The following is a 4,149-nucleotide window of genomic DNA, read 5'->3' as shown; positions in this document are numbered from 1 at the left end:
CAACACCCCGGCCGGACTGCGGGCTTATGGCCTCGATCGACGGGGCAGCCTCGACTTGCTGTCCCTGTGCCAGGGGAACGGCTGGACCACGGAACGCCAGAAAGGCGGCACGGTCTGCTTCCCGAACGCGGACGCCAAGGGGAACATATCCGGCTGGTATCTCCCCTGACCGTCACAGGGATGGGAAAGCCGTCCAGTTCCCTCATCGCTTCCTGAGCCATTTTCTTTCGCCCGATTCTACCGGCGTCACAGGGTCCGGGCGAGCGCGGAGCGGGAGCGGCGTAGCCCGCCCGTAGGGCGCCGGAACAGACCCCGAAACGGCAGTTTTCCACCGGAAAAAGAGAGACCAACAGAGAGATTAGATTCTTTTCTCTTTCTTAGGGATCGCCACACCCCGCAGAAATCCGGCAGAAACAGGTTGCATTAGGTCACGGACTCTGTGACCTTTGGATCACGGATTCCGTGACCTAATGACGGGTTCTCCACAGGGAGCAAGCCATGGCACAGATTGTGCGCCTCACCACCAGACAGCAGCGATCCGGACAGGAGGAAGCAGCACAGGCGGCCGAGCAGCTTTCGCTCCTATCCGAAGAACTTCTGAAGCATCTTCCGGGAGAGGCGCGTTTAGCCCTTTCCAAGATCACACACGCGCTCCAGAAGGCCGCGCGTCCGGACACCACCGAAGGGCTTTGGCCGGGAGGTTTCACCATGTTGAGCCGTATGCAGACTGCTGCGATCTGGGACGCCATCCGCGCCCTGCCATCCGATGACCGGCCCAATCAGGTGCGCCATGCTTTCGATCTGGTGCTGCTCAATCTCCGGCAGGACACCGGCGAGGTGCTGCTCACCCGTGACCAACTCGCCGAAGAGATCGACTGTGCGCCTCGTAGCGTCAGCACTATCATGGGCACGCTGGAAAAAATGGGCGTGATCCGCCGCGAACGTCGTAAGATCGAAGGGGTGAGAGGCCCCGGCATGGCCGTGTATTTCATCAACCCGCATGTGGCATGGAACGGCTCGCTGGACGCCCGCAAGGCACAGGCCGCGGAAACCCGTCCCCCCATGCAGCTCGAACTCCTTCATGGGGGGGCGTCATGACCGACCTTTCCGACGAACTAGCCGCCAAGAAGGCCGCGATCCGCAAAGCACGGAACAGCACAAAACCCGCCGTTCCGGCCGAACAGGTTCTAGCGATCCTGAAAGCCGATCTGGCCCGTGTTCAGGCGGCGATCGACGCCCTACCACACGAGGAACGGCGTGCGGGTTGAATGGTCCGATGAAGCCCTGACAGACCGGGCCGCCATCGTTGACTACCTGCTTCCCCGCAATCCTCACGCGGCCAAGCGGATTTTGCTCCGGCTGATCGACGCCACCACAGACCTCGCCATGTTCCCGAACATCGGCCGGGAAGGTGAGGACGGCACCCGTGAATGGGCGATCGTCCACCCTTATGTGCTGCTCTACGAAGTCGATAAAACTGCCAAAATCGTACGCGTTCTGCGCATCTGGCACATGTCGCAGGATAGATAATCGAGTAACGTCTCACAAAAACAGCTTGCCGAATATTCAATATCGGGTATGGTAATCATCCCATCGGTTTTTTCTAAAAAGTGAGAGATTCTATGGCATATCAAAATATAAAAGGAGCACCTCGCGAAAAAACAATGCTCTTAGCCTACCTAATGGTGACAGAATTCGGCGTAAAACAAGTAGACGCTGCTAAATCATTGCGCTGTAGCCAATCAACTATTGCACAATGGATAAAAGAAGTAAAATTTCAGATGCAGATCAATGATCTTAAATCAGAACTATCTGGAGTAAGAGCTAAAGCTCGTCTTCTATCCCAAGAAACAAAACTAATATCGCAATAATAAATACATAATAGGAGACAAAAATGAACTTCGGTAAAGTAGTTAAGGTAATAGTTTCTGCCGCAGCAGCTCTTGCCGCTCTTGCAGAAGTCGTAAGTACATATAAAGAAAAAAGCGATTCCTAATCCCAATTAAAAATCTACACCAAAACCTTTACCGGAATCACGGCCTCGACCTCGTGACAAACCCCGAGATCGGCCGTGCTCCACCTCCTGCTGTAGCTGCTCCTCGACGGCTTTCCGGGCTTCCTCGGCCGCCCGGATGTCCTGCTGGCGTCTGATCTCGGCCTGACGCGCCAGTTCCTTCCTCTGGCGTTCGGCTTCTCTCTCCCGTTCCATCCGCTGCCCGATCTTCCGGGCCAGCCCGACCGCCAGCCGCGCCCGCTTCTCAAGGCCGGAGAACAGTTCCTGCGCCTTCTCCATGGCCTTGCGGGCCGTTTCCAAAATACGATTCCGCTCGCGGATCTCCGCATTCTGCTTCCCGAGATCCGTCACCGGCTCCCGGCCGGAAATCTCGCGGGCCGCCTGACGCTCCATGGCAGTCGCTGACACGCCCATGTGGAGGGTCGGCTCCTGCTCCTTCCCCTGACGCTCGAAGCTCCGGTGATCCACCCGCTGTTCGACCTGATGCCGTTCCAGCGCCATGTTGACCTGGCGCGCCCACACACCCCGTATATGCTCGATCTCGGCCGAGGCGGTGCTGGCCACATCCAGAACCCGCGTCTTGGCCCCCAGTCCATCCGCCCCGGCCGTGCGGGTCGTGGTCAGGATGTGCGCGTGATGGTTCCGGTTGTCCCCTTCCCGACCGGGTTCATGGATCGCCACATCGGCCACCACCCCGTACCGCTCCACCAGCTCACGAGCGAAATCCTGGGCCAATGCCGCCCGTGCGCCCGCGTCCAGTTCAGCCGGTAATGCCAACTCGTATTCCCGGCCGGTCTTGGCGTCCTTCCTCTTCTCGGCCGCCTCGGCTGCGTTCCACAGGGCGTTCCGGTCCTGCGCCCAGTCCGCGCCAGCCGGGGCCACGATGAACGCATCCTCCACCCCCTGCTTGCGGGTGTAGTCGTGCGTCAGGCCCTGCCTCTCGTCTGTCAGTTCCTGACCGGCACGATAGGCAGCAGCAGCCACGACGCTGCGACCGGCCGAGCGCGAAATGGATTTGACGGACAGGTGGTAGATCGCCAAATCAGAAATCGTTCATAGGCGGAACAATTACCCACTCTCCATTCAACAATTCATACATGCAGATGCATTCTCCACCCTTATGAATCGTCAAAAATATTTTCCCATCATTGGATTTATAAATACTAACGTTTTGAGCTAATCCTTTTCGATAATTATCAATGAAGATTTGAATTTCTTCAGGGGAATAATCACAAACACATTTGGTCATAATTCTATTCTTTTTTACGCACGCATTGGAACAATGCTAAAGTGCGCCTTTCACTCCCTTGTCGCAAGGGTTGTTTGCGCTCTACGAGGAATCAAGGAAACTTCTGAAAAATCGGGTATCCTCAACAGGGTCACGCGGGAACGGAAGTCACAACAGACCATTGCACCCACTTGGTGCGGGAGGAAAAATGACACCCATCGAGAAGGCGAAACAGCAGGTCGAACAGGCGAAGGCCCGTTATCAGACTTTACTCGCCAGACAGAACGCCGAGGAACGCAAGCTGGACACTCGTCGCAAGGTCATTCTCGGGGGTCTGCTGATCGACGCGGCCAGGAAGGATGAACGCTTCGGACGGGTCATTGACGAGCTGATGAAACGCATCACCCGCGACCACGACCACAAGGCGTTTGAGGGATGGCAGAAGCCGGAACCTGACAAGTCATGACCGATGAACGCGAGCTGGATGACGGACTGGCCGCGTTCGACCAGCTCGGCCGGGAAATGGCGGAGACGAACCGCCTGCTCCGGGCCGTCAGGTCCGATCAGGCCACCCGGAACCAGCAGGAACACGCCCTGTCGGCCGAAATGCAGACCGCGCTCAGACAGGCCACAGGAGCCTCACAGAAGGCGCTACAGGCCAGTCAGACCGAAATCCGTTCCAATCTACTTTGGACAGGTTTGACCAGCCTCCTGATCGCTCTGGCGGGCTGTGGGGCGGGATATTACCTCGGCCATCAGTCCGGATGGGAACAGGGACAGGCGGAAGGATACCAGAAAGCCCGCAATCAGGAGGCGGCCGCGAGCTGGGCCAACACCCCGGCCGGACTGCGGGCTTATGGCCTCGATCGACGGGGCAGCCTCGACTTGCTGTCCCTGTGCCAGGGGA

7 protein-coding genes are annotated in these 4,149 nt (G+C 57.8%); 6 read left to right on the top strand and 1 reads right to left on the bottom strand.

Annotated features, from left to right (window positions below; all coding sequences use genetic code 11):
• Window positions 1-498 precede the first annotated feature (498 nt).
• The 4 genes from LOC54_RS11515 (at window position 499) to LOC54_RS11500 (ending at window position 1,871) form a co-directional block, all read left to right on the top strand.
• Entirely contained in the window at window positions 499-1,098 is a 600-nt protein-coding gene (locus tag LOC54_RS11515; RefSeq protein ID WP_279313936.1) for a helix-turn-helix domain-containing protein, read from the top strand.
• The gene (locus LOC54_RS11510; RefSeq protein WP_279313935.1) at window positions 1,095-1,268 is read left to right on the top strand and encodes a hypothetical protein; all 174 of its coding nucleotides are present in this window, start codon (window positions 1,095-1,097) and stop codon (window positions 1,266-1,268) included. The genes LOC54_RS11515 and LOC54_RS11510 overlap by 4 nt, the downstream gene beginning before the upstream one ends.
• Entirely contained in the window at window positions 1,258-1,530 is a 273-nt protein-coding gene (locus LOC54_RS11505) for a type II toxin-antitoxin system RelE/ParE family toxin (RefSeq protein ID WP_279313934.1), read from the top strand. Before LOC54_RS11510 ends, LOC54_RS11505 begins: the two co-directional genes overlap by 11 nt.
• 92 nt (window positions 1,531-1,622) lie before the next feature.
• Entirely contained in the window at window positions 1,623-1,871 is a 249-nt protein-coding gene (locus LOC54_RS11500; protein WP_279313933.1) for a hypothetical protein, read from the top strand.
• Window positions 1,872-2,002: 131 nt separating this feature from the next.
• On the opposite strand, the gene mobQ is transcribed toward LOC54_RS11500, so the two are convergent.
• On the bottom strand, window positions 2,003-3,055 hold the full coding sequence (gene mobQ / locus LOC54_RS11495) for a MobQ family relaxase (RefSeq protein WP_279313932.1): 1,053 nt from the start codon (window positions 3,053-3,055) through the stop codon (window positions 2,003-2,005).
• Between the two features lie 395 nt (window positions 3,056-3,450).
• On the opposite strand from mobQ, the gene LOC54_RS11490 reads away from it, so the two are divergent.
• The gene (locus tag LOC54_RS11490; protein WP_279313931.1) at window positions 3,451-3,708 is read left to right on the top strand and encodes a mobilization protein; all 258 of its coding nucleotides are present in this window, start codon (window positions 3,451-3,453) and stop codon (window positions 3,706-3,708) included.
• On the top strand, window positions 3,705-4,149 hold a 445-nt coding region (locus tag LOC54_RS11485), incomplete at its 3' end, for a replication protein (RefSeq protein ID WP_279313930.1). The genes LOC54_RS11490 and LOC54_RS11485, both read left to right, overlap by 4 nt.

The sequence above is a fragment of the Acetobacter sp. AN02 genome (genome assembly GCF_029759835.1).
Taxonomy (GTDB): domain Bacteria; phylum Pseudomonadota; class Alphaproteobacteria; order Acetobacterales; family Acetobacteraceae; genus Acetobacter.
Note: the sequence above shows the minus strand (reverse complement) of the source record. Positions and strands in the feature narration are given on the sequence as shown.